General features: G+C 51.0%; 24 protein-coding genes. 7 read left to right on the plus strand and 17 right to left on the minus strand.

All coding sequences use genetic code 11. The annotated features are described in order from the left end of the window. Nucleotides 1–287: 287 nt before the first annotated feature. The 3 genes from mtgA to GOC95_RS11795 are packed head-to-tail and all read right to left on the minus strand — an operon-like array spanning nt 288 to nt 2,267. A complete protein-coding gene (gene mtgA, locus GOC95_RS11785; protein WP_275357297.1) occupies nt 288–974 on the minus strand; it encodes a monofunctional biosynthetic peptidoglycan transglycosylase in 687 nt (228 codons plus the stop codon). Between the two features lie 13 nt (nt 975–987). Beyond that, nucleotides 988–1,806, minus strand: coding sequence for a shikimate dehydrogenase (aroE, locus tag GOC95_RS11790; protein WP_275357299.1), 819 nt, complete (start codon nt 1,804–1,806; stop codon nt 988–990). An 11-nt stretch (nt 1,807–1,817) separates the two neighbouring features. Beyond that, the gene (locus tag GOC95_RS11795) at nt 1,818–2,267 is read right to left on the minus strand and encodes a rhodanese-like domain-containing protein (RefSeq protein ID WP_275357300.1); all 450 of its coding nucleotides are present in this window, start codon (nt 2,265–2,267) and stop codon (nt 1,818–1,820) included. 366 nt (nt 2,268–2,633) lie between these two features. On the opposite strand from GOC95_RS11795, the gene glnA reads away from it, so the two are divergent. The 4 genes from glnA (at nt 2,634) to ntrC (ending at nt 7,282) form a co-directional block, all read left to right on the plus strand. Further along, entirely contained in the window at nt 2,634–4,043 is a 1,410-nt protein-coding gene (gene glnA / locus GOC95_RS11800; protein WP_194749573.1) for a type I glutamate--ammonia ligase, read from the plus strand. Between the two features lie 126 nt (nt 4,044–4,169). Beyond that, nucleotides 4,170–4,661, plus strand: coding sequence for a DUF4124 domain-containing protein (locus tag GOC95_RS11805; protein WP_275357303.1), 492 nt, complete (start codon nt 4,170–4,172; stop codon nt 4,659–4,661). A 109-nt stretch (nt 4,662–4,770) separates the two neighbouring features. Continuing rightward, entirely contained in the window at nt 4,771–5,874 is a 1,104-nt protein-coding gene (gene glnL, locus GOC95_RS11810; RefSeq protein ID WP_194749575.1) for a nitrogen regulation protein NR(II), read from the plus strand. A 16-nt stretch (nt 5,875–5,890) separates the two neighbouring features. Beyond that, nucleotides 5,891–7,282, plus strand: a complete 1,392-nt coding sequence (ntrC, locus tag GOC95_RS11815; RefSeq protein WP_194749576.1) for a nitrogen regulation protein NR(I) — start codon at nt 5,891–5,893, stop codon at nt 7,280–7,282. Here ntrC and GOC95_RS11820 read toward each other — a convergent pair. Together GOC95_RS11820 and GOC95_RS11825 are read right to left on the minus strand one after the other, a co-directional pair. After that, nucleotides 7,279–7,950 carry a DUF6445 family protein gene (locus GOC95_RS11820; RefSeq protein WP_275357311.1) on the minus strand — a complete coding sequence of 224 codons (672 nt, stop codon included), beginning with the start codon at nt 7,948–7,950 and terminating at the stop codon, nt 7,279–7,281. The genes ntrC and GOC95_RS11820 overlap by 4 nt on opposite strands. Nucleotides 7,951–8,047: 97 nt before the next feature. Next, nucleotides 8,048–9,304, minus strand: coding sequence for a porin (locus GOC95_RS11825; protein WP_275357313.1), 1,257 nt, complete (start codon nt 9,302–9,304; stop codon nt 8,048–8,050). Between the two features lie 378 nt (nt 9,305–9,682). On the opposite strand from GOC95_RS11825, the gene GOC95_RS11830 reads away from it, so the two are divergent. Further along, the gene (locus tag GOC95_RS11830) at nt 9,683–10,165 is read left to right on the plus strand and encodes a hypothetical protein (RefSeq protein WP_194749578.1); all 483 of its coding nucleotides are present in this window, start codon (nt 9,683–9,685) and stop codon (nt 10,163–10,165) included. 16 nt (nt 10,166–10,181) lie between these two features. Here the strand turns inward: GOC95_RS11830 and mutY are convergent, their stop codons facing one another. From mutY to katG, 4 genes are all read right to left on the minus strand, one after another. Beyond that, nucleotides 10,182–11,225, minus strand: coding sequence for an A/G-specific adenine glycosylase (gene mutY, locus GOC95_RS11835; RefSeq protein ID WP_275357315.1), 1,044 nt, complete (start codon nt 11,223–11,225; stop codon nt 10,182–10,184). Nucleotides 11,226–11,248: 23 nt separating this feature from the next. Then, nucleotides 11,249–13,939 carry an AsmA family protein gene (locus tag GOC95_RS11840; protein ID WP_275357317.1) on the minus strand — a complete coding sequence of 897 codons (2,691 nt, stop codon included), beginning with the start codon at nt 13,937–13,939 and terminating at the stop codon, nt 11,249–11,251. A 19-nt stretch (nt 13,940–13,958) separates the two neighbouring features. Further along, nucleotides 13,959–14,762 (minus strand): undecaprenyl-diphosphate phosphatase, encoded by an 804-nt coding sequence (locus tag GOC95_RS11845; RefSeq protein WP_194749581.1) that lies wholly within the window; start codon nt 14,760–14,762, stop codon nt 13,959–13,961. Nucleotides 14,763–14,970: 208 nt separating this feature from the next. Beyond that, complete coding sequence (gene katG, locus GOC95_RS11850) at nt 14,971–17,151, minus strand: catalase/peroxidase HPI (protein WP_275357320.1); 2,181 nt, start codon at nt 17,149–17,151, stop codon at nt 14,971–14,973. 321 nt (nt 17,152–17,472) lie between these two features. Here katG and GOC95_RS11855 point away from each other — a divergent pair, with 321 nt between their 5' ends. Beyond that, nucleotides 17,473–18,378 (plus strand): hydrogen peroxide-inducible genes activator, encoded by a 906-nt coding sequence (locus tag GOC95_RS11855; protein WP_275357322.1) that lies wholly within the window; start codon nt 17,473–17,475, stop codon nt 18,376–18,378. Nucleotides 18,379–18,390: 12 nt separating this feature from the next. Here the strand turns inward: GOC95_RS11855 and GOC95_RS11860 are convergent, their stop codons facing one another. The 8 genes from GOC95_RS11860 to cutA all read right to left on the minus strand — a co-directional run bounded on the left by GOC95_RS11860 (nt 18,391) and on the right by cutA (nt 25,387). Then, the gene (locus tag GOC95_RS11860) at nt 18,391–19,236 is read right to left on the minus strand and encodes a DUF3426 domain-containing protein (protein ID WP_275357323.1); all 846 of its coding nucleotides are present in this window, start codon (nt 19,234–19,236) and stop codon (nt 18,391–18,393) included. Then, entirely contained in the window at nt 19,227–20,129 is a 903-nt protein-coding gene (prmA, locus tag GOC95_RS11865) for a 50S ribosomal protein L11 methyltransferase (protein ID WP_194749585.1), read from the minus strand. Before prmA ends, GOC95_RS11860 begins: the two co-directional genes overlap by 10 nt. Before the next feature lie 2 nt (nt 20,130–20,131). Beyond that, nucleotides 20,132–21,481 (minus strand): acetyl-CoA carboxylase biotin carboxylase subunit, encoded by a 1,350-nt coding sequence (accC, locus tag GOC95_RS11870; protein ID WP_275357326.1) that lies wholly within the window; start codon nt 21,479–21,481, stop codon nt 20,132–20,134. A 112-nt stretch (nt 21,482–21,593) separates the two neighbouring features. After that, nucleotides 21,594–22,046, minus strand: coding sequence for an acetyl-CoA carboxylase biotin carboxyl carrier protein (gene accB, locus GOC95_RS11875; protein ID WP_194749587.1), 453 nt, complete (start codon nt 22,044–22,046; stop codon nt 21,594–21,596). A 32-nt stretch (nt 22,047–22,078) separates the two neighbouring features. After that, nucleotides 22,079–22,516: a type II 3-dehydroquinate dehydratase gene (gene aroQ / locus GOC95_RS11880; RefSeq protein WP_275357328.1), complete on the minus strand. Its 438-nt coding sequence runs from the start codon at nt 22,514–22,516 to the stop codon at nt 22,079–22,081. 190 nt (nt 22,517–22,706) lie between these two features. Then, nucleotides 22,707–23,243, minus strand: a complete 537-nt coding sequence (locus tag GOC95_RS11885; protein WP_275357330.1) for a TlpA disulfide reductase family protein — start codon at nt 23,241–23,243, stop codon at nt 22,707–22,709. Beyond that, nucleotides 23,236–25,008: a protein-disulfide reductase DsbD gene (dsbD, locus tag GOC95_RS11890; RefSeq protein ID WP_275357332.1), complete on the minus strand. Its 1,773-nt coding sequence runs from the start codon at nt 25,006–25,008 to the stop codon at nt 23,236–23,238. The genes GOC95_RS11885 and dsbD overlap by 8 nt, the downstream gene beginning before the upstream one ends. A gap of 43 nt (nt 25,009–25,051) precedes the next feature. After that, entirely contained in the window at nt 25,052–25,387 is a 336-nt protein-coding gene (gene cutA, locus GOC95_RS11895) for a divalent-cation tolerance protein CutA (protein ID WP_275357334.1), read from the minus strand. Between the two features lie 30 nt (nt 25,388–25,417). Between cutA and GOC95_RS11900 the strand changes: the two genes are divergently transcribed. Then, nucleotides 25,418–25,873, plus strand: a complete 456-nt coding sequence (locus GOC95_RS11900) for an FxsA family protein (protein ID WP_275357336.1) — start codon at nt 25,418–25,420, stop codon at nt 25,871–25,873. Nucleotides 25,874–25,883 lie beyond the last annotated feature (10 nt).

Here is a 25,883-nt window from a genome sequence, read left to right on the forward strand (position 1 = left end):
TCAGCATTTTTCTTGAGAGATGAAACTCAATCCGGAGTGTAGATTCCGGATTGCGCCGCAGGGTTTCCGCTCTGCGCTTGTGTGCGCAGCAAAAAATACGGCCAGTTACCTGGCCGTTACCTCACACCCTTGTAAAACATCTCGCTGTCAAAGGCTAAGGTCAACATGCAACCTGCCTGACGATGCATATGCATACACCGCCGATGGAAATGATTTACCAAATCCATTGATAGCAAACATTGTATGCAGAAGTGTTTCACGTTCATGCCTAAATCAGGCCCGTAAAATCAGGGTATTTTGACCAATCGCATACGCGCCTGAATGGTGGCGGTGTGACGATTTAAATAGCGGGTACTGCGGTGCAGATCATAAAAACGCGGGTTAGGAATCATGGCCGCTAAACGCGCCGCTTGGGCGGGTGCCAGACTGGCAGCCGAAGCGTGAAAGTAATGCTTGGCCGCCGCTTGAGCACCGAACACGCCCTCGCCCCACTCAATCACGTTCAGGTAGACTTCCAGAATCCGGCGCTTGGTCATGAGCTTTTCCAGCATAAAGGTAATCACCGCTTCTTGTGCTTTGCGCCAGGGCGTGCGATGCCCGGATAAAAACAAATTCTTGGCCAGTTGCTGGCTAATGGTGGAGCCGCCAGCGACGATTTTGCCCTTCTTGAGGTTTTTCTCAAAAGCGGTTTCGATCCCGACCCAGTCAAAGCCTTCATGGTCAACGAATTTGCTATCTTCCGCCGCAATCACTGCGCGTTTTAAATGGTTGCTAATCTTGGCGTAAGGCACCCACTGCTGCTGTATGGTGGCTTCGGGATGGCTTTCTTGCATCACTTCCAGCCGCGCCTGCATGAAGGCAGTGGCGTCCGGATTGTGATCTACCCACCACAAAATATGGCCGAGTATCCAGACCTGATATAACAAGGCCCAGAGTAAAAACAGGGCAAAAAACAGCTTGATGCTTTGTTTCATGACTGAAAGAAGATTAGCGGAATGTCTGAATCACTGGGGCCGTGTCAGGACGCAAGCCATGCCAGATAAAAAACGCTTCCGCCGCCTGCTCGATGAGCATACCCAAGCCATCTGCCACCTGTGCGCCTGCGGTACGCGCCTGCTGCATAAACGGCGTCTCCCGGCCGTACATCATGTCGTAAGCCAGGGTATGCGTGCCAAAGACATGCGATGGAAGCTGTAACGGTGTCTCAGACAATCCCGCAGAAGTGGCATTAATGACCACATCATAGGTCTCGGTGAGTGCTGCAAACGTGGTCACGGCCAGCAAGACGCCACATTGCCCCCCCGCGTCCGCAAACTTATCCAGCATGGCTTGCGCCTTGTCCTGTGTGCGGTTAGCAATGGTCAATTGCGCCGGGCCTTGTGCAATCAACGGCAGCATCACGCCTTGCGCAGCGCCGCCTGCGCCCAGCAACAAGATTTTTTTTGCGGCCAGGGCCGTCTGGTGATGTTTGAGAATGTCATTGACCAGCCCACAGCCATCGGTATTGTCGCCCTGAATTTGCGTTTGGCCAAAACTGAGGGTGTTCACTGCCCCAGCCGCCTGCGCGCGTTCAGATAAAGTCTGGCTTAAGTCATAGGCTTCAAATTTGAATGGTACCGTGACATTTGCACCCACATACCCTTGCTGCTGCAATTGCTGCACCGTGGACGCAAAGCCATCCAGAGGTGCCAACACCTTTTCGTAAACAATCGTCTTGCCAAATTGCAGCGCAAATGCCTGGTGAATCAACGGCGATTTGCTATGTGCTATCGGGTGGCCAATGACTGCGTATTTTTCAACCGACATAGCAAGATCACCTAGTTGGACCAGGGCAAGCCTGCATGTTTCCAGCCATTGATCAGGGTTCTTTGCTTGGCTTCATTCGCTTCGCCTTCAAAGCCTTCAAGCATGTTATAGGCATTGGCATATCCAAGTTTTTGTGCCAGTAATGCGGCATTATGGCTGCGGCCACCCGTGCGGCACATAAATACAACGGTGCGCGCAGGATCAACCAGCGCCTGTAGCTGATCGGCAAACTCAGGATTGGCAATCATGCCTGGATAAAACGCCCATTCCAGATGGGCCGCCATCGGCACGCGCCCAACCAACTCCAACTCGGCACGTGAGCGCACATCCACCAGCACCACGTTCTGATCCTGACTGACCAGGGCATACGCCTCCTGCGGCGTGACGGCACCTGCGTACGGCAAGCCATTCTGTTGCGCGCGCTGAGCGGCTTGTTGCAAGATTTTTTCAACACTTTCCAAAGGACACCTTCGTTCTTTTAATAAGCTAGTCAAACCGCGAGTATACCTGTGAAAGTCACGCAAGCGCATGGAGCACCATTTTTGTGCTCAATTTGTTGTTGAGCACCTTTTTGGTGCGTATTGATTTTGCTTTTTTATGTCAGATATCTCATATCCATGCAAAATGCCTGTTTTTGGGTGGCATGCTTCCTGCTACTATTACATCCTAAGATTCAATGGAATTCGTAAACCAAAAATTCCACATATCTATTTGTTTTGCTAGTTTGTGTTTTTATATTTGCTCACGTTCCGGGACATCCGCAACATGTCCCTTTTTTGCGTGCGCAAGTTGAATCATTTTAGATCTTGATCACTGAGGAGAATGTAATGTCCGTTGCAAACGTAATGAAACTGGTTGCGGAAAACGACATCAAATTTGTTGATTTCCGTTTTACCGACACCAGAGGTAAAGAGCAGCACGTGACCGTGCCAGTGTCTGCCTTCGACGAAGATAAATTTACCGAAGGTCACGCCTTTGATGGTTCTTCCATTGCTGGCTGGAAAGGCATTCAAGCCTCTGACATGCAATTGATGCCTGATGCAAGCACCGCATTCATCGATCCATTTTTTGACGAACCAACCCTGGTTCTGACCTGTGACGTGGTAGACCCTACCGATGGCAAAGGCTATGACCGTGACCCACGTAGCCTGGCTAAGCGCGCAGAGGCTTATCTGAAATCCAGCGGCCTGGGTGACACTGCTTATTTTGGTCCAGAGCCAGAGTTCTTCATTTTTGACAGCGTACAATGGGATGCCACCATGGGTGGTAGCTTTGTGAAAATCAACTCCGAAGAGGCCGCTTGGTCCTCAGGTGAAAAATTCGAGGGTGGCAACACTGGTCACCGTCCAGGCGTTAAAGGCGGCTACTTCCCAGTGCCTCCTGTCGATTCATTGCACGACATCCGCTCTGCCATGGTCATGACCTTAGAAGAACTGGGCGTGCCTGTTGAAGTGCACCACCACGAAGTGGCAACAGCCGGTCAATGTGAAATCGGTACTAAGTTTGCGACCTTGGTACAACGTGCTGACTGGACACAAATCCTGAAATACGTAGTGACTAACACAGCCCATGCTTATGGTAAAACAGCCACATTTATGCCAAAACCAATGTTTGGCGATAACGGCTCTGGTATGCACGTTCACCAATCCGTTTGGAAAGATGGTAAAAACCTGTTTGCAGGCAATGGTTATGCTGGCCTGAGCGATTTCGCTCTGTACTACATCGGCGGCATCATCAAGCATGCACGTGCTTTGAACGCGATTACCAACCCAGGTACTAACTCCTACAAGCGCTTGGTTCCACACTACGAAGCACCAGTGAAATTGGCTTACTCTGCTAAAAACCGTTCTGCTGCGATTCGTATTCCATTTGTGCATTCAGACAAAGCACGCCGTGTTGAAGCGCGCTTCCCAGACCCGATTGCTAACCCATACTTGGCTTTCTCAGCCCTGTTGATGGCTGGTCTGGATGGCGTTCAGAACAAGATTCACCCAGGTGAACCAGCGACTAAAGACTTGTACCATCTGCCACCAGAAGAAGATGCATTGATCCCAACGGTATGTTCATCTCTGGAACAAGCATTGGAGTATCTGGATAAAGACCGCGAGTTCTTAACACGCGGCGGCGTTTTCTCAGACGACTGGATTGATGCATACATTGCATTGAAAATGGAAGAAGTCACTAAACTGCGCCAAACACCACACCCAGTGGAATTTGGTCTGTACTACTCTTGCTAATCACAAGAGCACGCACTAAAACAGGGCAGCCCAGGCTGCCCTGTTTTTTTATGTGCGCGCTGTTCCGTCAACGTTTTTAGGCGAGCAGACGTTGATACCCTCAACGATCTACTCTAAACTATTGCCATGAAAAGACTTTTTTACATTTGCACCTTCGCGCTCATGTGCAACCAAAGCTGGGCAGATATTTACAAATATACCGACAGTAACGGCGTCACCACCTATACCAATATCAAACCCGAAGGCAAAAGCAAGGCAGAGCTCATTATTAGTGGGCCCAGAACCGCAGAGCCTCCACCCCCTGCCAGGGAGAAAAAAGCCAATGTCAGAACACCCTCTCCGGCCGATTTTCCCAAAGTCGATAATCAGACACAAAATCAACGCGACCAAAAGCGGCGAGAGCTATTAATGAACGAGCTTTCTCAAGAAAAACAAGCACTTGAGAATGCTCGCCTGTTATATGAAGAAGCCCAGAACACGCCAGAAGTCTACAGAGGCGCGAATGGCAAAACGTTTAGAAACGTCGCCAAATATGAGGAGAAGCTGCGCGTCATTGAGGCCGAAATTCAGGCGCATGAGCGTAATATCGAGCTGTTAAATAAAGAGCTCAATCTTTAAATGCACCATTTTGGGAGTTTTCTCAATCATTTTTGCGTTGTGCACAAGAATTGGCTTGGGTTTTGCTTTAAAACAGGGCGTGATTCACTCTTTTTAACAAGCTCAGGACATGGTACAGAAATCTCCCAACGGCTTTAGTGGTTTAGAGCATATTGCCACGGCAGTCATTTTGCTTAATAACCAACTAGAAGTTACTTACGCAAACTCCAGCGCCGAGATTCTGTTTGCATTTAGTGCCAACCAGATTCAAGGGGCGCATATCCATGACGTGTTTGTGAATTGCGAAATTTTGCAAATGGCCGTGACCAACGCCATAGAAACACAGAGCCCATATCGTGAGCATGAGTTTGCACTGACCACCCAACGCGGCCATACAACGGCCGTGACCTGCACAGCCACCCCTATTTCAGCCGCGTTCAACCAAACGCCGGAAGACATGCTGATTCTGGAGTTTGTGCAAATGGATCAGCAATTGCGTATTGCGCGTGAAGAGCGCATGTTGATACAGCAGCAAGCCAACTCTGAATTACTCAGGAATCTGGCGCATGAAATCCGCAACCCGCTAGGCGGCTTGCGTGGTGCGGCACAATTGCTTGAGTTTGAGTTGCCACAACCCAGCCTAAAAGAATATACCCAAGTGATTATCAAAGAGGCTGACAGACTACATAGCCTCATGGACAGACTGCTGGCACCACACCGCGTGCCAAAATATGAGCCCACCAACATTCATGAAGTGCTGGAGCGCGTACGCAGTCTGTTACTGGCAGAATCGCCTAACCATATCCGCGTGATCCGCGACTACGATACCAGCTTGCCGGAGCTCATTGGCGATCGCGAGAAACTGATACAAGCCGTGCTCAATATTGCGCGTAATGCGGCACAAGCGATGCAACAGCATCAGACCGAAGGTGCGAGTATTACTTTCCGCACGCGTGCGGAGCGCCAAATTACGCTAGCCAGAAAACGTTACCGTGTCGGGATTCATTTAGAGATTATTGATAACGGCCCAGGCATCCCTGCCGGCATCAAAGAACGCATTTTCTACCCGCTGGTATCCGGTCGCGAAGGCGGCACAGGCTTGGGCCTTGCGCTGGCGCAAACCTTTATCACCCAACACCATGGCATGATCGACTGTGATTCACAGCCGGGTAAAACCATCTTCCATATATTGCTACCTATTGAAAGTACGCAATTAAAATCATCAGTACAATAATTCACGAGAAACAGCTATGAAGCCAATCTGGATCCTAGACGACGACAAATCCATCCGCTGGGTGTTTGAAAAAGCACTTGCCCGCACGGACTTTGATTTCAAAACATTTTCATCCCCGGCAGAAGCCCTCAACGCTTTAAATCGTGAACAACCCCAAGTCATTGTCAGTGACATCCGCATGCCGAATGGCTCGGGCCTGGACTTTTTATCCGAGGTAAAGCAGCGCTTTCCCGAGATTCCCGTCATTATCATGACCGCCTACTCAGACCTCGAAAGTGCTGTCGCCGCCTTTCAGGGTGGCGCGTTTGAGTATCTGGCCAAACCGTTTGATGTAGACCAGGCCATCGAAATCATCAAACGTGCCGTTGAAGAAAGCATGCGTCAATCTGTCGAGGCCGTAGAAGACACCGGCCCCTCGCCAGAAATCATCGGCCAGGCCCCCGCCATGCAAGAGGTTTTCCGTGCCATTGGCCGCCTGAGCCGCTCGCACTCCACCGTGCTCATTAACGGCGAATCCGGCAGCGGTAAAGAACTGGTCGCGAGCGCCCTGCATAGACACAGTCCACGGGCTGACAAGCCATTTATCGCCATTAATACCGCAGCGATTCCCAAAGACTTATTAGAATCTGAATTGTTTGGTCATGAACGCGGCGCTTTTACTGGGGCCGCTGCAGCCAGACGTGGCCGCTTTGAACAAGCAGATAACGGCACTTTGTTTCTGGATGAAATCGGAGACATGCCTGCCGACTTGCAAACAAGATTATTGCGTGTCTTGTCCGACGGCCAGTTTTACCGCGTAGGCGGACACCAACCAATCAAAGTCAATGTACGCGTGATTGCCGCCACTCACCAGGACCTTGAAGAGCGCGTAAAACAAGGTCTGTTCCGTGAAGACTTGTTTCACCGCCTGAACGTCATTCGTCTGCGCTTGCCGCCCTTGCGTGAACGTAGAGAAGATATCCCCTTACTGACCAAGCATTTTCTCGCCCACAGTGCTCAGCAACTGGGGGTTGAGCCCAAGCAACTGTCACAGGCAGCCATCAAATACCTGATGTCGGTCAACTGGAGCGGTAACGTTCGCCAGCTCGAAAACGTCTGCCACTGGCTCACCGTGATGGCGCCAGGTCAAAACGTGGATGTCAATGACTTACCCCCAGAGCTTAAAGAAGATACTGGCAAACACAGTAGCGGAGGCTCCTGGCAAGAAGCGCTGGCACAAGAAGTCACCGACGCGCTCAACCGCGGAGAAACCAATATCCTTGACGCCAAAACCAAAGAGTTTGAGCGTATCCTGATCACCCGTGCCCTGGCCCACACCGATGGCCGCCGGATTGAAGCTGCCAATCAGTTGGGCATGGGGAGAAATACACTTACCCGCAAGATACAAGAGTTGGGGATTGATGATTAAAGAGCTTGATTCTTCACTCGCAAAAGCGGGAAAGAGCTTTCTTTGTTAGCATCAATCTTGGTAATAAAAAACACCTGTGCCAGTCGCGAGTCTTGTTTTGTTTTGCCAAAGAATTGATTAGCACAATGATGGATATCCCCCTCAAACAGAATCAATGAGTTATAGACGTTATTGACTCGAACAACTTCGTCAAACATATTGTGATAAGTGAAATCAATCGGCTCTTTACGCTTAAAACGCTCATCATTCTCTTTAATCAGCTTCCAGTAGAGATCCTCATCATAACTAGCATTCTTTCTGAATAATGAAGTCCCTGAATCTAATGGAGCATCGGGTGTTAAATAAAGCACACCTGCAAATATGGTATTTTGATCCTGATGGATCAGCCCGTGACCATATTCACCCTCAACAATTTGAAAGCTTGTATTGATCTGCCAACGCATTACATCATGCTCAGGCAGATGAAATACGCTGATTAACTTTTTACAAATCTTCTCGTATAGCGACTGACTCAACTCACGCAAGTCTTTGGTACGACTACCAGGGAAGACATAGTCAATCTCTTTTAACTCATGACAGTAGGTATATTTCTGTGCCAGAGCATATTTTCTGATGTCATCAGGATTTTCATAGAAATCAGCAATCACAGTCACAGGATAAAGCTTCATTTCGCAAAACTTTCAAACAATATACTCAATAAAAAAACGGCAACCGAAGTTGCCGTTTTTTCTGACTTTAAATTTAAGCAGTTAAACTGCAATTAAATTAGAAGAACAGGATGCCGCCGAAGGAAACTGTCTTAGCTTTGCCTTCCAGTGAACCCAGCTCAGATTTAACATCGCTGTATTCAGCAACCAAGTTCAAATGCTTGGTCAGAGGATGGTAAGCACCAACAGTCCACATGGAGTCTTTCAGGTCTTTGCCAGCTTGTGCAGCAACACCGTTCAGAGAGTCACCGGAATTAGCTTCCAGTTTGCTCTGACCCCAGCTTACGCCCAATTTAGTACCAACACCTGGAACAGTGTATGTACCTTGTACGTAACCACCTTTAGAGTCACGACGCTTACCAGTTGCATCAAAGCCACCATTCAATTGAACAGTTTGACCCAGACCACGACCGTCATAGTAGTAACCTGTCAAGCCGAAGTCAGCCACTTTGACTGTTGTACCGATGTCAAAAGCGCTTACGCGATCGCCACCAACATTTACACCACCACTTGTCAGCTCTTCAACTTTTTGGCTGATTGCAGATACCCAAACTTTACCAGCTACGTCACCAGTCCACTCGTAAGAAGCTTTACCTTCAAAAGCAGGTTGGCTACCACCACGGTTTTTAGAAGTAGCGCCACTCAAGCCATTAACAGTGACAGCATCAAATGCCTGTGTAACACCAGCTGTGAATTGGAAACCATTCCAGTTTGGTGAAGTGTAAGCAACTTGAGATTTCCAGTCAGCATAAGTGTAACCTGTGCCGATACGGCCCAAAGTTGTTGTGTTGCCAGCCAAACCGCCTGCACCACCGCCAACGCCCAACAATGTCATATCGTTCAAGATAGCGTCTGAAGCGAAAATGCCCAGATCTTTACCCAGCTTGACAGAACCCCAAGAAGCATCACCGAATGTCAAGAATGCTTGACGGTTTTCTTGTTGGGAAGATTGTTTACCAGCAGAAGTTGTAGAAGCACCTGGGTTTAAGCTAATAGTGAAAGCAACGTCCAGATCGTTTTGACGTGTTTTACCAGAAACGCTCAGGTAGTTTGGTAACAGACCAGTAGTGATATTTGATTGGGTACGGTTGAAATCACCGCCACCGTTCAATGAATCTTGTGAACCACGGCCAGCAGCAAAAGCACCGTAACCAGCAGTTTTCTCACCAGATACACGAGTATTTGTGTAGTAAGCGTTAACAACGCCACCGATGTCCAGAGTCCAGTCACCAGCTGGGATAGTGATGCCAGCTTGTGCGCCAGTAGCGGCAGCGAACAGAGCTGCTGCAACTGCAACGTTCAATTTTGTATTCATACGAATCTCCAAAAATGTTGTTTTCACAACTTGTGTAAGGATATTGCTTTCAAGAAAAGAGCTGTATAAATAGCTCTTCGTAATAACTCCTGCGGAATCACTTAAAGCATTTCCTGCAAGGTCAGAGCAATTTTTGCAAAAGCGGCCTAGGTGGCGCAAGTGAATACGTCAAATTGCTTAGTCCTAGTTAACGTTGTTGCAGATTTGCAACAATCTAACACCTGCCGGACTAGGATGTTTTTTTGAATTGCTACCGTTTTTTAGCTGATTTCCCATCAACATCAATATATCTTTCTGCTAGCATAGGAACAATTTGCAGCTTATTTAAATTTACACGTGCGCCTCTATTTAAGTGAAGCGCATCCGCAGGGGGAGAGAATGATTTCGGACATTCAGTTATGTAGTCGCTTTGTAGAGACCTTGGACTGGATATGCCAAGTGCTGATCAGGCATTCTGAGGATTTCAATATTGCCCTGGTTAAAATTGCTTATGGCGATGACAATAGTTTGGGTGAGGCCTACGGCGCGCCTGAGGCCTTGCGTCAACTCTCATCGTTAACCCATGATCTGCAAAACTCTTTTAGAAGATCTGACCTGGTAGGCAGGGAAGGGACAGACTTCTGGATTTTGTTTCCTTATACGCGTGTGCAAGATGACGTGTATGAAAAACTGCTTGATGTGCTTGAAAGCTCCAAGCATCAAACATTGAATATCGTAGAGCGTGAAATCGCGATTTTTGAATTGCCGCTGATTTACCAAAAAGCGTTGGTTAAGCCTGACAGAGGGCACGCCTTGTTACAACATCTCAAAAACAATCAGCGGGAATTGGCCAGCCATGTTTTCCGTCTAGCCAATCTCTAGGCTGCAGGCGTACCGTTTAAAAACGTACTTGTTGAAGTCCTTTGATCAGCGTGCGTATTGGCGTTGGCAAGGCTGCGGCGACAGCATCCGCCAAAGCGAGCCATTGCTGATTGGGCGCTGGTGGCGGGCGTTTCCCCTGCAATAGCAGTGGCTGTGGCGTTATTTCAAGCTTGAAATGTGTAAAGGTATGCCAGAGCACGGGCAATGTTTCCAGTGGCTCCACATCCATGTCGAAGGTAGTTTTTACATGGGGGACGGCAAGCGCACTGGGGGACAACTCAGGCAAACTCCACAAACCGCCCCATATACCATGGTTCGGCCGTCGCTCCAGCAAAATCTCCCCGGCATCTAAAATCATCAATACCGTGGTCTGTTTTTCTGGCAAGGCTTTACGAGGCTTGGGGGCAGGCAGCACATAGACCATTTGTTGCTGATACGCCAGACAACTCGCCTGCATCGGGCAACGATGACAATTTGGTTTGCTACGCGTACACAAGGTCGCACCAAAGTCCATCAACCCTTGCACATAGGCGGGCAAGCCTTGGCTAGGCAACACACTTTCGGCGATTTGCCACAATTTCTTCTCTACTTCTGGTAACCCTGGCCAACCCTCAATAGCATACAGCCTTGCCAATACACGTTTCACATTACCATCAAGAATCGTTTGCCGCTGGTTAAATGCAAACACGCTGATCGCTGCGGCGGTAGAGCGCCCTATGCCTTTTAAAGTTTGAATGGTCTCAAAATTTGTTGGAAAAATACCACAATGCTCACGCATAATTGTTTGGGCGGCCTGATGCAGGTTGCGCGCGCGTGAATAGTAGCCAAGCCCGCTCCAATAGCGCATGACTTCATCTTGTTCGGCTTCGGCTAGGCTGGCAATGGTAGGAAAGCGCTGCATGAAGCGATCATAATAAGCAATGACCGCCGACACCTGCGTTTGCTGCAACATGATTTCTGAGACCCAAATAGCGTAAGGGTCACGCGTCTGCTGCCATGGCAAATCATGGCGGCCATGCGCCTGCTGCCAGGCGATCAGTTTTTCTGCAAAATCACTCACACTTAAACGCTTATCTGCTGGCCCTAAAAATTCAGCAGCTTTTTGAGTGCTTTTTGCTTAAGCTGGTCCACGGGCTTGGCAGGCTCAGTGCTATTACCACCTTCAGGATTGGCAGCCTCGCTACCACTACTCCCCGGCGTTTTTCCATTCAGCAATCCTTTAAGGGCTTCGGCCTTGTCTCCGCCGATTTTCTCGGTCAAGGCGTCCATAGCCACCGATTTGGCCAGTGCCTGACCTAAAGCCGTCATATCGACACCGAATTTTGGCGCACTAAAACTACCGGTGACCTTCACCGGAATGCCGAGACTGCCTAATTGCTCAGCCTCTTTACCGCCCTGCCCCTTGAGCGAATTCACCAAAGTTGGCTTGGCGAGATAGTTGATCTGTTCTTTGCCTATATCAATATCGCCTTTGCTTTCGCCTTTGGTCAAACGAAAAACCGGTGCCTTCATGGCCAGATCATCATTGTGAGCTACGCCGCTCTTAATATTAAAACTGGCGGTCAGCTCACTAAAGTCGGTTTTTTTACTTTTATCTGCGTCTGCGCTGGATTGACCCTTGAGCAAGTTGAGCTTGCTTTTCGCCTCGCGGATGGTCCCGGCCAGATCAAACCCTTTGACGGCGCCATCGGCCATGCGTAAATCAACCGAGCCGCCCAGTGACTTTTTTAGTGCAGTCACCGTATTTCCTTGCGCAGTCACGTTCACATTCAAATTGCCGTTACCAGATAGCATGTCATTATTGATGGTATCGACTAACAACGGGCCGACAGCGATGTTTTGCAGGCTTTGCTGTATGGTGACTGCAGGCGTGGCACGTGCATCCAGCTTGACGGCACCGCGCACCGTGCCTTGATAGACATCGGCATTGAGTGGATCCAGGCTAGCCAAGCCCTCCTGTGCTTTCAGTCCAATATTGAGGTTTTTGGCTTCGGTTTTGCCATATTTCAACCAGCCAATGCGGATGTTGCCCTGCGCATTGAGCGCCTTCAAGGCAGACAGATCCAGCGGCTGCTCCGCTTGCGCGGTTTTCTCGGCAGGCTTGGCCGTCGCTTCGCCCGCCTTGGCTTCTGCAGCAGGCAGATAACGGTTCAAATCCAGCTTGTCGATGTTGAGATCAAAGGTATATAGCGGCTTGCTAAACTGGCTAATGCCAACATTGCCCTGGATACGGCTGTCGTCCAATTTGACATCCAGACCCTGCAAGGCCAGTTTCTGGCCATCAGCTTTAATGCCCACGTTCAAGCCAGTCAGGGTATAGGGGCTGTATAAAATCTTGCCGATATTGATACTGCCATCAAGGAATAAGGTTTTTAACGCGCTCAAATCGGCAGGCTTGTCTGCTTGCGCGCGATTGGCATTTGGGCTGGCAACAGTTTCTTTTTTAGGCTTGGCCTTGCCCAGCAACGCATTCAGGTTCAAGGTGTCGGCGTGCACTTTAAAACCGATATGCGGCGTCGCAAACCCTGCCACGCGCACATCACCATTCAGCTTGGTTTCCGCCAGGCTCAAATCAAACGTGGTGTTAACTTGCTCTTGCTTCACGTTGGCGTTGAGGGCCAACTTGAACTGCCCTTGCATGGTTCCATTCGGCAAGGCGGGGTCTTTAATATCAAATTTACCTGCCAACGCAGGCACTTCAAACACCAAGTCGGCCAGATTGGCGGTCACAGGCGAGGCAAAATGCCCTTCAACCTTGCGTGCACCGGCATTCAGGCTAACATCCGCGGTCAACCCTTTGCTTTCGACGGTTTGCTGGTTGCCTTTTAATTCGGCCAAGACCACGGCCAGATCGAGATCGCCGTTGGCATCTTTTTGCTTGAATGACAAGGTGACCTTGTCACTGCTGATGAGTTGCGGATTGACGGCGAGGGCAGGCGCCTGCAGGCTGACTGCGCGCTCGGCACCTTTAAAAGTACCTTGCATCGCCAGCTTGAGATCAGAAACATCCAGGGCAGTGTTAGCGGCATCCACATCAATGCCCCCTTGCGCCGTGACCGTCACCGCCTGGCCATCTAGCAAGGCGCCTTTGAGCTGCGCATCCAGACCCTTGATCACAAAATGCTTGGCTTCCGGATCGGCCATGACATTGGCTTTAATCAACGCCTTGGCATCCACGGCGGGCTGGTTTGCCGTCAGATGAAAATCGGTGGCGATATCAAACGGCTTTTGCAGTGCCACCTGGCCGGTGGTGAGGTTTAGCTGGTCAACTGAATACTTGGCACCGCTTTTCTCATTCGTAAAACTGGCCTCAGTATTGGTGATTTTAATGCCTTGCACATCAAAGTTGATCTGCTGGGACTCTTCTTCCTCTTTGCTCAGCAGATCATCAAAGTTGAAGCTGCCATCAGCATGCTGGATGACATTGACCTGCGCGCCATCCAGATAGACCGTATCGACGACAATTTCTTTTTTGAGCAAGGGCAGCACAGCCAATGCCACTTTTGCGCTTTTAATCGCGGCAAACTGTTGTTCTGACTGATGCTCGGACAAGCTGATTTCACCTAAATCGGCGCCGATTTTTGGCCAGAAACTCAGCTTGATGTCGCCTTTGATGTCTAGCGTACGCTGTTTCTTGTCTTTGACCAGTTGAATGATAGTTGACTTGTAATCGTTGGGATTAAACGTCGCAGCCAGATAAACCACCAGCAACAGCAACACCGCCAGGATGGCGGCAAGCACATAAGCTATCTTTTTAAACAGCGCACGGTTCATGCATACACCTTAAAACAAATTAATGTGCAAAGAAAACCAGCACCAGAATGCCAAATACGATACGGTACCAGGCAAACACGGCAAACGAATGCTGGGCGACAAATCGGATCAGGGCGCGAATCACCACCAAGGCTGACAAAAATGAGACCACAAAACCGATCAAAAAGATCAATGCATCGTCCACAGACAGTAAGTCACGAGCTTGATAGAGGTCGAGCCCTGTGGCTGCGAACATGATGGGCAAGGCTAAAAAGAATGAAAACTCAGTCGCCGTCTGACGGCTCAGGCCAAAAAACATGCCGCCCAGAATGGTCGCGCCTGAACGTGACATGCCCGGAAACAATGCCAGCGATTGCGCAAAGCCAATCTGCAAGGCTTGCTTGGCTGAAATCTGGTCGATATCACGCGTATTGCCTGCTGGCACAAATTTTTCAATCAGCAAAATTAATACCCCCCCCACGACCAGTGCGATGCCAACGGTGAAGGAGGAAAATAAATATTCTTTAATTTGGTGATGAAATGCCAGGCCAATCAAGGCGGCAGGTAAAAAAGCAATGATGAGGTTGCGCACAAAGTGCTGGGCGTTGGTATCCGTTTGAATGCGCTGTACGGTATGCCAGAGCCGTTGCCGGTATTCGACACAGACCGCAAGAATCGCGCCCAGCTGAATGATGATCTCAAACACATCACGTTTATCTTTAGAGAGAAAGTCCAGCCACTCCCCGGTAATGATCAGATGCCCTGTACTACTCACAGGAATAAACTCGGTCGCGCCTTCGACCAGGCCCATGATCACGGCCTTCAGCATCAAATAGATATCCATGCAGTTATTCTAACAGACAGTTTTGCAGACTTGCCGTGGCCATAGAAATTTCACGATTGAAAATGCATGGGCGCACGTTGCTTACGCCTGGAAAATGTCCGTGATACGCATCATGACCCATGTCTGCATACATACTAAGCCATCAATAAAAAAGCGCCTTGATCCCTCAAGGCGCTTGGCATGACGACAGAGTCACAGAAATTTTTAATTATTTAAGATCAAAACGATCCGCATGCATGACCTTGGTCCAGGCGGCGACAAAGTCGTGCACAAACTTCTGCTTGGCATCATCTTGTGCATACACCTCGGCATAAGAACGCAGGATGGAGTTGGAGCCAAACACCAGATCCACACGGGTAGCCGTCCATTTAACTACCCCTGTGTTGCGCTCACGGACTTCATACAGGTTGTTGCCAGCAGGCACCCAGGTGTAACGCATATCGGTCAGGTTGACAAAAAAGTCATTGCTGAGCACACCAGGCTGATCGGTAAATACACCGTGCTTGCTCCCACCGTGGTTGGTATCCAGCACACGCATCCCCCCCACAAGCACGGTCATTTCTGGTGCAGTCAGACCCATCAGCTGGGTACGGTCCAGCAGCATTTCCTCTGCCGAGGGCACGTAGTCGGCCTTGAGCCAGTTGCGGTAGCCATCATGCACAGGTTCCAGCACCTCAAAAGACTCAATGTCTGTCTGTTCTGCCGTCGCATCACCACGGCCTGCAACAAACGGTACTGTGATGTTCACTCCGGCGGCTTGGGCGGCTTGCTCAACGGCAGCAGAACCACCGAGGACAATCAGGTCAGCGATGCTGACAGGTTTGCCAAAGCCCTGCTGTATGCCTTCGAGCACGGTCAGCACTTTTTGCAGTCTGACGGGCTCGTTGCCTACCCAGTCTTTTTGTGGCGCCAGACGAATACGTGCACCATTTGCGCCCCCGCGGTAGTCTGAGGCACGGAAAGTACGTGCGCTATCCCAAGCGGTCGCGACCAGTTCTGCGGTGCTTAAGCCGCTCGCCAGAATGTGTGCTTTGAGTGCAGCAATGTCTGTCTCGCTGATGGCTGAACCTGCAGGCACCGGATCTTGCCATATCAGATCCTCTTGCGGCACATCCGGGCCGATGTAACGGGCTTTGGGACCCATGTCACGGTGTGTCAGCTTGAACCAGGCACGGGCAAACACTTCAGAGAAATACGCCTGGTCGTCACGGAATCGCTCCGAGATTTTGCGGTAAATCGGGTCCTTGATCATGGCCATATCCGCATCTGTCATGATGGGGTTATAACGAATGCTAGGATCCTCGACATCGACTGGCTTGTCTTCTTCCTTGATGTTCACGGGCTCCCATTGCCACGCACCGGCCGGGCTCTTTTTAAGTTCCCAGTCATGGTTAAACAGCATGGCAAAGTAACCGTTATCCCATTGGGTCGGGTGTGTAGTCCAGGCACCTTCAATGCCGCTGGTCACCGTATCCCGGCCCACTCCGCGTCTGGTGTGGTTGTTCCAGCCCATCCCTTGCTCATGAACGTCGGCGGCTTCCGGGTCGACACCAAGGTTGCTGGCCTGACCGTTCCCGTGTGCTTTGCCCACCGTGTGGCCGCCTGCCGTCAACGCTACCGTTTCCTCGTCGTTCATCGCCATGCGGGCAAAGGTAACGCGGATATCCTGCGCGGTTTTCAGCGGATCAGGGTTGCCATCCACGCCTTCCGGGTTCACATAAATCAGGCCCATCATCACGGCAGCCAGCGGGTTTTCGAGGTCACGCTGACCAGAATAACGACTACCTTCGCTACCGGTTTTTGCCAGCCACTCTTTTTCATTGCCCCAGTAGATATCTTTTTCCGGGTGCCAGATATCCTCACGGCCAAAAGCGAATCCGAAAGTCTTGAGACCCATGGACTCATAGGCAATGGTGCCCGCAAGTACAATCAGGTCCGCCCAGGAGATCTTGTTGCCATATTTTTTCTTGATCGGCCACAGCAGGCGGCGCGCTTTATCTAGGTTGACGTTATCAGGCCAGCTGTTGAGTGGTGCAAAGCGCTGGTTACCTGTACCCGCGCCACCACGGCCATCTGCCACGCGATAAGTCCCGGCGGCGTGCCAGGCCATGCGAATCATCAAGCCACCATAATGACCCCAATCTGCAGGCCACCATGCCTGGCTGTCCGTCATCAAGGCATGCATGTCCTTTTTAAGCGCATCTACATCCAGCGTGGATACTTCCTGTCTATAGTCAAATGACTCACCAAGCGGATTGGTTTTACGGTCATGTTGATGCAAGATATCCAGATTGAGGGCGTTCGGCCACCAATTCGTATTGGTTTGTGCGGTTGTCGTGATTGCGCCATGCGCGAATGGGCACTTGGCGCCCGTGTTTTGATTCTGCATGTGTTAGCTCCTTGTTGTTAATTGATGAGTGCGGCAAAAAATTCATCAAGACTCAAATATACTACGCCTTGATTATTACGATAATAATTTGATATAAAATAAACTGCAGAGTTAAAAACTGGCAGCGTAAGCGGCTAAAGTTTCCTGCCACACGGCTGATTCCTGATTAAGCCAAATCCACATCTTGCCTCCTTATGTTGTCATCCATGCATCGCATTCTAGAGCGCACCATTTAATTTGTATAATTGTATGTTTTGATATTATTGATTAATAAAATTAATGCATATAGACTAGTGATGGTGAAAACAGCGAGACAAGCAAATGACCTTGATTGAATTAAAGTTTGTATTGGCGGTGGCGCAAGAGAGAAACTTCAGGCGCGCAGCAGAAAAATGTTTTGTGACCCAGCCGGCGCTCAGTCTGGGCATCAAAAAACTGGAAGAAGAGCTGGGTGTCTCTCTGTTTGAACGTAACCGCAACGAGGTGACCCCCACCGAAATTGGTGAGCAGATTATTGCACAAGCCAATATCGTGCTGGAGCAAGCCGCCAAGATCAAAGAGATGGCGAAACACGGTAACGATCCGCTCAACGGCCTGTTCAAGCTGGGCATGATTCACTCGGTCGGGCCTTATCTGTTACCCGAAATCATTCCGCCACTCATCCAGGTAGCGCCGCAGATGCCGCTGGAAGTTGAAGAAAACATCACGGCGACTCTGGAGCAGCAGCTGAAAAACGGGCTCATCGATGCGGCTGTAGTCGCCTTACCGTTTGATGTGCCGGGCATTGAAACCTTGCCACTGTATGACGAGGACTTTAATGTCGTCGTACCCGTGAGTCACGCCTGGGCCAAGCGCACATCGGTCGAGGCGGATGAATTGAGCCAGGAGAAAGTGTTATTGCTCAACACCGGGCATTGCTTCAGCAATCAGGTAACCCAGGCTTGCCCCGAGCTCAGCCGTAAAGGCGAAGTGTTACAGGGCAATTCGCTGGAAACAATCAGAAATATGGTGGCTTCGAATTTGGGTATCACGGTGCTGCCAGCCATGGCAACTGCGGCGCGCTATCAGAACGCGCTGATTCGCGTGATCCCGTTTACCCGCCCTGCCCCTAGCCGACGTATTGCGCTGGCCTGGCGCAAAAGTTTTGTGCGCAAAGAAGCGATTGAAATATTAGGAAAAGTGATGGCTGAAGTGGGCGCTGCGCAACAACAGATTGACCCGGTTTAGGTGCACAAACAACTAGTAGGCAATGGCGACGCGAAAACCCGTTACCAGTTTTTCGTCTACACCTAAAAACACTTTGGCGGACTGCTCTTGCAAGGCCGCCAAGCCATTGCTGGCATCGACAGTCTTGGGCAGATAGTCTTCCGGCTTGAGCGTTTTGCGCAATACCGGCTCGTCAGCCGTATTGGTCAAAGTCAGCTCTATCATCGGATAGGCCTGTCGCACCTCACCGTGATTCATCAGCACACTGGAAAACACCAGCACGCCGGCGCGTGTCTTGTGCTCTTGAATATCCGCATCATCTATCGTCAATTGCGCTATATCCCTAGGCAAACCTACTTCACAATGCAGTGGCTTGCATAGCGCTTGCAGCCATGGTTTGGTGTGCGGGTAACTGGCGGCAAGCGTGGTGCGAGAGAAATACAGTGTTTGTAGAAAAAAAGTCACCAGCAGCAGGACAGAAAGCAGGCTATATGCCCAAGGGGTGGCGGGCGTCACCCGAGATTGCGGGCGCTCATCCTCAAGTGAAACGTCACGCAGAAAAGCAGGGATTTCAGGCTCAATCGCCTCGTCAGGCTGAATAGACAGCTCCGGCATGACTGCTTCAAACGGCTCGTCAGGCACCGGATGCGCCTGTGCGGCCTCGGCACTCACCTGAAAGTAAATCGCGGCATCGCTGGCAGGCTGGGGATCTACCGCCTCGCTTGCAGCAGTGGCAGCAGATGACGACAGCAAATGCGAGCGCGCATCAAACACATGGTCACATTCACCGCAGCGCACCTTGCCAGCATAGGCCTGCAATTGCTCGTCAGTGACTTCAAATTGTGTTTGGCAGGCCGGGCAGGCCGTAATCAAGGACATTTTCTGGTTCCCGTCAGCAAGACCCATCCATCTTGCTGGATGGGGGCATCCATTTCAAACCACTCGGCATAATGCGCCAGCAACATCTGCTGCTGGCTCTCCAATATGCCGGATAATGCAACTTTACCGCCAGTTTTGCAAGATTTGGCAATCACTGGGGCCAGCACCATCAAGGCGCTGGACAGAATATTAGCCACGACCAGATCAAACGGCTCATGCAGGTATTCGGCAGAGTCATAAAAAATGGCCTCGACCTGGTTATTGAGCGCGTTATCACGACTGGCAATCACTGCCTGCGGGTCAATATCAACGCCTGTGGCGGTGTTGGCGCCCAGTTTTTTGGCGGCAATCGCCAAAATGCCTGAGCCACATCCGTAATCAAGGACATTGGCACTGCGCAACAGTGTTTCAGGTAATTGCGCCAACCAGCTCAAACACAAATGCGTGGTCGGATGGCTGCCGGTGCCAAATGCCAGGCCCGGATCCAGCACGATATTGATCGCCTCCGCATTCGGCGCCTCATGCCAGGAAGGCACGATCCACAATCTATCGGTCACGCGGATAGGGTCAAACTGCGCTTGCGTGGCCCGCACCCAATCCTGCTCCTCGATCTGCTCTAACTGATATTTGAGACCATCCAGTTGCAGCTCGGCTTGTACACGGGCCAGTAGACCCTGGACATCGGCTTCTGCATCCAGCATGGCCGTGACAATGTTTTGCTGCCAGATGCCGGGCGGGGGATCCCCCGGCTCGCCAAAAATTGCCTGCTCGGCCAAGGTGTCAGCGTGCGCATCTTCAATGCTGACGGACAACGCACCCTGCTCCATCAGCACATCGCTGAGTGCCTCGGCCTGCGGCTCGGTTGATTGAATTTTAAGTAACAGCCAATGCAAAATTATTTCGAGCTGATACCCAGCTTCTGCTCCAGATAGTGAATGCTGGTGCCGCCCTGCTGGAAAGCCAAGTCGGCCATCAGATCAGAATGCAGCGCAGTATTGGTTTTAATGCCTTCGACATACATCTCGGACAAGGCCACGCGCATTCTGGCAATCGCCTGTTCGCGTGTCGCACCGTGTGTAATCAGCTTGCCTATCATCGAGTCATAATGCGGTGGCACGGTATAGCCGCCATACACATGCGTATCCATACGTACGCCAGGGCCGCCAGGCATATGAAAGCGATTGATAAAGCCTGGTGAAGGCACAAAGGTATAAGGATCCTCGGCGTTAATCCGGCATTCGATGGCATGGCCATTGAGCACGATATCGCGCTGACGGAACGGCAGCTTCTCACCGGCAGCGATGAAGATCTGCTGCTGAACCAGGTCGATACCCGTGATCATTTCAGTGACGGTATGCTCCACCTGCAAGCGGGTGTTCATCTCAATAAAGTAGAACTCGCCATTTTCATACAGGAACTCGAAGGTGCCGGCGCCACGGTAACCAATCTTGCGGCAGGCCTCGGCACAACGCTCACCAATTTTGTCGCGCAGCCTTTCTGGCAACAAGGGCGATGGTGCTTCTTCAATAATCTTTTGATGGCGGCGCTGCATGGAGCAATCGCGGTCACCCAAGAACACGGCGTTGCCATGCTGGTCAGCCAGAATCTGGATCTCGATATGGCGCGGGTTTTCAAGGAATTTTTCCATGTAAACCATAGGGTTGCCAAAGGCAGCCTGTGCTTCGGCTTTGGTCATATTGACCGCATTAAGCAAGGCGGCTTCGGTATGCACCACGCGCATGCCACGGCCACCGCCACCACCCGCTGCTTTAATAATCACCGGGTAGCCTACGCGTTTGGCCGTTTTAATGATTTCAGCCGGATCATCATTCAACGCACCATCTGAGCCAGGCACACATGGCACACCCGCCGCTTTCATGGCATCCTTGGCAGACACCTTGTCACCCATCAGGCGAATAGTCTCTGCGCGGGGGCCGATAAAGACAAAACCGCTTTGTTCAACCCGCTCGGCAAAGTCGGCATTCTCGGATAAAAAGCCATACCCAGGGTGAATCGCTTGCGCATCCGTCACTTCAGCCGCACTGATCACGGCAGGAATATTCAGGTAGCTTTTTGCAGAAGGTGCTGGGCCAATACAGACAGACTCATCGGCCAGCTTGACATATTTGGCATCACGGTCAGCCTCAGAGTGTACAGCCACCGTTTTAATCCCCAACTCACGACAAGCACGTTGCACGCGCAAGGCAATTTCGCCGCGGTTGGCAATCAGGATTTTCTCGAACATTATTTACTCCGCGTCTCAATAGCCGCTAGACAATTAAACTTCGTTGCTGCGAAACCCGCAGAGGGCTGCTGGTCGCCGCCACGGGCAATCAGTACTTTTTCAATCATCACGATTAGCCAATCAGGAACAGAGGCTCGCCGTATTCCACAGGCTGACCGTTTTCAACGAAAATCTTTTTAATCGTGCCCGCATATTCACTCTCAATTTCGTTGAGCAGCTTCATGGCTTCAATAATGCACAGGGTGTCCCCTGTATTGACAGTGCTACCAACATCGACGAACGCTTTTGCATCTGGAGAAGACGCGCGATAGAACGTACCGACCATCGGTGATTTAACTACCGTGCCTTCTAGCACTTCTGCCGCTGCAACGGCGGGAGCAGCGGCTGCTGCGGGTGCTGCTGCAGGCGCGGAAACAGGCGCAGCGACATATTGAGTCACTGGTGCAGCACCCGGTGCCATGGCGCGACTGATACGTACCTTCTCTTCACCCTCAGTCAGTTCCAGCTCGGAAATCCCCGATTCCTCGACCAGATCAATCAGTTTTTTGAGTTTGCGTAAATCCATATAAGCCTCGAATGTAAATGTTTTAAATGTTATTAGCGTTGTTGGATGTAGCGATAGGCGGCGTAGTATCCCTCTGCGCCCAAACCGCAGATGACGGCGGTCGCCAGATCGCTGAAATAAGAATGATGCCGGAATGACTCACGGGCATGCACATTGGAGAGATGCACTTCAATGAATGGAATGTTCACTGCCGAAAGGGCATCCCTGATGGCAATAGAAGTATGTGTGAAGGCGGCAGGATTGATAATGACGTAATCCACCCGGTTCACAGACAATGCATGAATTTTCTCTATGATCTCCGCCTCAGAGTTGCTCTGAAAGGATTCAAGACGTACCTGATCGGCTCGCGCCAATTCCAGCAGATGCTGGTTGATATCTGCAAGCGTTTGGCTACCGTAGTGCTGTGGCTCACGTGTCCCCAGCATATTCAAGTTGGGTCCATGTATCACCAGGATGGATTTGGCGCCCATTTCAGATGCCTCTCAAAGAGAAAAATACAACCTTCATGGCGTCGAAGTTTGCCGAAGTTATTGCATTTTGTCCAGTAAAATTCGCAATTTGGAACAAATGGAAAGTCGCCAAAACGGCAGCAACTGGTACAGATCAGGCGACAAACCCAAGCCATAAGCGGCCTGTTTGCGCACAGAAGTGGATGGGCATTTAAGGCAAGTTGAGTGCTTTTTGCAGCATTTGGCGATTGACTCTGCCGAAGAAGGTGTGTGTCACTTGGCCGTTGGCAGAAATCACCACGGTGTAAGGTAATACGCCTTTGGTGTTGCCCAGTTGCTCGGCCAAAGGCATACCTTCGTTCTCGGCAATTAACAAAGGATAACTGACGGGCGTACTCTCCGCGAACTCATGCACAGCGGCTGCCTCGTCAATGGCCAGGCCTAACACTGCAATTTCGGGGTGTTCGGCCGCCAGCGCTGAGATTTCGGGCATTTCTTCACGGCAAGGCTCACACCATGTCGCCCAAAAATTCATGATGACAGGCTTGCCTTTAAAGCTTGAAAGCGCATACGTCCTGCCACCAGCATCCTGCAAACCGACGCTCCATACCGCGTCAGGCACCATCATCGCCGTTTGAGTAGGGGCAGACGTCATCCATTGATCACGGTGAAGGTAAAGCCAACGGAATCCGCTACCGAGAACAACGATCAGTAATATCGTCATGACCAAACGCGCAATATTATGCATGTGCAGACTTCTCCATGGCGCTTAAAGGCAATTTGCGCAAGCGGTCAAGAAATTGTGTGACGTCCTGATAGCCTTTGATCACAGGTTGCAACGGCCGTCCCTGCGCATCAAAAAACACGATCCCTGGCGGCCCGAACAATTCAAAGCGCTTGAGCAATGCGGCATCTTCCGCCCGGTTTTCGGTCACATCTGCCTGCAACAGCACCACATCTTTGAGCGCAGCCCGCACTTCTGGCTGGCTAAAGACAAACTGCTCATATTCTTTGCACGAGACACACCAGTCTGCGTAAAAATCCAGCATCACGGGTTTGCCCCGCGCGGCCGCAAGCGCATTTTCGAGCGCTTGTACACTTTGCACGCGTTTGAATGGCAGTGCTTGCACATCCGTCGCCGAAGCAGACATGACCCTTTGCAAAGGTTGTAGCGGTGAGCGTGCACCCGACCAGGCACCGACCAGCAGCGCGGCGCCATAAAGCAGCAACATGACCGCAAATCCCTTGCAAAGACGCGCGGTGCTCCCCGCATCCGCAGGCAAAGGGTCTATTGCGCGCAGATAAATGGCCGGGACAATACACAAGGCCGCCCATAAAACCAGTTGCGCTGACACAGGCAGCAACGGGCTGACGATCCAGACCGAGACAGCCAACATCAACACCCCAAACAAACGACGAACGGCATTCATCCATTCGCCCGCCTTGGGCAAGACCGTGCCCGCTGATGCGCCAATCAGCAATAACGGTACGCCCATGCCCAGCGACAATGAAAACAATGCCACCGCGCCCAGCACCACATCATGCGTCTGGCTGATATAAAGCAGCGCACCCGCCAGCGGCGCAGCGACACAAGGGCTGATGATCAAGGCAGATATGGCCCCCATTAAGAAATCGCTGGCCAGATGACCACCCTTGAAACGACTGCTCCAGTTAAAAAAGTAATTTTCAACCGCTGACGGCAGTTTGAGCTCGTAAAAGCCGAACATGGAGAATGAGAGCACCACAAAAATCAGGGCACCGATGATCAGGGCGGCAGGCGTTTGCAGCGCGCTGCTCAAGAGTTGCCCAGAGAGCCCGGCGGCGACGCCAGCCAGGGTATAAGTCAGGCACATACCCAGTGTGTATGCCAATGACAAAGTAAACGCCTTGCCACGCGACACATGGGCATTTTTGCCCACAATAATCCCAGACAAAATAGGAATCATGGGGAACACGCAAGGGGTGAATGCCAGCAACAGGCCTGCACCAAAAAAGCCTGCCACAATCTGCCACCAGTGGCCAGAGGCCAAAAGCTTGCCAGAAAACTCGTCCTCACTCTCCGCGTTGACGGGCTGTGCACTGCGAATATTATTCGCCGAGGCAACCGCGTCCAATGCAAGTGATTTGGTTTGTGGGGGATAACACAGGCCTTTTTCACTACAGCCTTGATAGCGTACTTGCAACACCTGAGGGGCGGCCCCTACAAACGTGACCTCGGCCACGGTGTCGTGGTGAAACACCTGCTGTTCGCCAAAATTGGGATCATGCTTGGTTTCACCGGCTGGCAAGCTGAGCTGTGTCGTGTCGCTGGCCGGTAAGAGTTGTATGCGGTCTCTATATAAATAGTGGCCTGGTGCTACAGTAAACCGGATCTGGGCATGCGTAGCATCCGTCAATGCCGCATCGACCTTAAATGCCTGATCGACAGGCAAAAAATCTTCGCTGCTATCTTCAGTGAATAGTTTTGAGAATTGTGACGCCGCGTGCACAGGCAACACCATCACGCATAACATGACCAGTACCCATGCTACTTTAAACCCATTTTTGATCAACGCTTCACTCCTGCATCCCTGTCTCGGCCGCCACCCATGCCAAATATTCCGGCAAACCCTCGCTCACATGGATGCCTACAATCTCTGGAAGTTCATAAGGATGCAGCATTCTAAGCCTGGCCGCACAGGCGGCATACCCCTGCCGCGTGGTTTTAATGCTCAGGGCGATTTCTTCCGCTTGCTCTATCTGCCCTTGCCAGCGATAAATAGAGGTGACCGGACTTGAAATATTGACGCATGCCGCCAACTTGTCTGTAAGCAACGTATGCGCGATATGCTCGGCACATGCCTTGTTCGGCACATGCGTAAACACGATTATAATTTCCTCTTTTGGCGTCATCGCGCGCTGACTCACAGACAGGATTCTGACATGCGTTTTCTCATCCTTGCTATTCTACTGGCTTTTCCGTTTCTGGAGATAGCGGTCCTGATCGAACTCAGCCAGCGCTATGGCTGGTGGGTCTTGGTCTACCTGATCATCATCGGCTACCTGGGCCTCAAGCTGATTCGTGGTGAAAAAGACCTGATCGCGTCACGCTTGTTTCAGCAAATGACGGCCGGTGGCAACCCGGTAGCCGCCATCTTTTCCACTGCCAGAAACTTGCTGGCCGGAGTATTACTCCTGATTCCGGGCGTCATTAGCGATGTCATTGCCGTGATTCTGTTACTGATTCCAACCAACAACCCAAACGTCAGCGGGCAGCATCAACAACCCCATGCACGCTACCGTCACAGCGCGAATGACGAGGTGATTGAGGGGGAATTTACCGAAGTCCCTGACAGCAAACCGGTAGATAATGTCGTGCATCTCCCGCGCAAAGATTAACGCTTGGAAA

The organism is Methylophilus sp. YYY-1, from assembly GCF_029132825.1.
Lineage (GTDB): Bacteria > Pseudomonadota > Gammaproteobacteria > Burkholderiales > Methylophilaceae > Methylophilus > Methylophilus glucosoxydans.

Coding starts and splice junctions, on each gene's coding strand:
- mtgA (WP_275357297.1), bottom strand. CDS start 974: ATGAAACAAAGCATCAAGCTGTTTTTTGCCCTGTTTTTACTCTGGGCC.
- aroE (WP_275357299.1), bottom strand. CDS start 1,806: ATGTCGGTTGAAAAATACGCAGTCATTGGCCACCCGATAGCACATAGC.
- glnA (WP_194749573.1), top strand. CDS start 2,634: ATGTCCGTTGCAAACGTAATGAAACTGGTTGCGGAAAACGACATCAAA.
- GOC95_RS11805 (WP_275357303.1), top strand. CDS start 4,170: ATGAAAAGACTTTTTTACATTTGCACCTTCGCGCTCATGTGCAACCAA.
- glnL (WP_194749575.1), top strand. CDS start 4,771: ATGGTACAGAAATCTCCCAACGGCTTTAGTGGTTTAGAGCATATTGCC.
- ntrC (WP_194749576.1), top strand. CDS start 5,891: ATGAAGCCAATCTGGATCCTAGACGACGACAAATCCATCCGCTGGGTG.
- GOC95_RS11820 (WP_275357311.1), bottom strand. CDS start 7,950: ATGAAGCTTTATCCTGTGACTGTGATTGCTGATTTCTATGAAAATCCT.
- GOC95_RS11825 (WP_275357313.1), bottom strand. CDS start 9,304: ATGAATACAAAATTGAACGTTGCAGTTGCAGCAGCTCTGTTCGCTGCC.
- GOC95_RS11830 (WP_194749578.1), top strand. CDS start 9,683: ATGATTTCGGACATTCAGTTATGTAGTCGCTTTGTAGAGACCTTGGAC.
- GOC95_RS11840 (WP_275357317.1), bottom strand. CDS start 13,939: ATGAACCGTGCGCTGTTTAAAAAGATAGCTTATGTGCTTGCCGCCATC.
- GOC95_RS11845 (WP_194749581.1), bottom strand. CDS start 14,762: ATGGATATCTATTTGATGCTGAAGGCCGTGATCATGGGCCTGGTCGAA.
- katG (WP_275357320.1), bottom strand. CDS start 17,151: ATGCAGAATCAAAACACGGGCGCCAAGTGCCCATTCGCGCATGGCGCA.
- GOC95_RS11855 (WP_275357322.1), top strand. CDS start 17,473: ATGACCTTGATTGAATTAAAGTTTGTATTGGCGGTGGCGCAAGAGAGA.
- GOC95_RS11860 (WP_275357323.1), bottom strand. CDS start 19,236: ATGTCCTTGATTACGGCCTGCCCGGCCTGCCAAACACAATTTGAAGTC.
- accC (WP_275357326.1), bottom strand. CDS start 21,481: ATGTTCGAGAAAATCCTGATTGCCAACCGCGGCGAAATTGCCTTGCGC.
- accB (WP_194749587.1), bottom strand. CDS start 22,046: ATGGATTTACGCAAACTCAAAAAACTGATTGATCTGGTCGAGGAATCG.
- aroQ (WP_275357328.1), bottom strand. CDS start 22,516: ATGGGCGCCAAATCCATCCTGGTGATACATGGACCCAACTTGAATATG.
- GOC95_RS11885 (WP_275357330.1), bottom strand. CDS start 23,243: ATGCATAATATTGCGCGTTTGGTCATGACGATATTACTGATCGTTGTT.
- dsbD (WP_275357332.1), bottom strand. CDS start 25,008: ATGTTATGCGTGATGGTGTTGCCTGTGCACGCGGCGTCACAATTCTCA.
- cutA (WP_275357334.1), bottom strand. CDS start 25,387: ATGACGCCAAAAGAGGAAATTATAATCGTGTTTACGCATGTGCCGAAC.
- GOC95_RS11900 (WP_275357336.1), top strand. CDS start 25,418: ATGCGTTTTCTCATCCTTGCTATTCTACTGGCTTTTCCGTTTCTGGAG.